Origin of the sequence: Leifsonia sp. SIMBA_070 (assembly GCF_046534635.1) — a bacterium.
Taxonomy (GTDB): Bacteria; Actinomycetota; Actinomycetes; order Actinomycetales; family Microbacteriaceae; genus Leifsonia.
Genome location: NZ_JAWRYK010000680.1, coordinates 1 through 249 on the forward strand (window position 1 = coordinate 1; position 249 = coordinate 249).

Here is a 249-nt window from a genome sequence, read left to right on the forward strand (position 1 = left end):
CCGGGCATTCGGGCCAACGGTGTGAATCACCCAGCGGGCGGGAAGGTTGTACCCGGGAGTGGCCACCGCCTCTCCAACCGGCAGGCCGCCTGCCCAGTCTCCTGCGCGCAGTTCCCGGCATGCCGCCAGCAAATCCGGGCCCGCTGCGCGGTGGATCGCTCCGTCCACGCCTCCGCCGCCCAGCAGCGATGAATTGGCGGCGTTCACTATGGCGTCGGCGGTGCTGGCGGTGATGTCTCCGTTGCTGAT

The 249-nt window shown here is 69.5% G+C and carries 1 protein-coding gene; it reads right to left on the minus strand.

The genetic code is table 11. From position 1 onward, the window contains the following. Positions 1 to 249: macro domain-containing protein (locus SB754_RS21965; protein WP_410784420.1), on the minus strand; the 249-nt coding region annotated here is incomplete at its 3' end.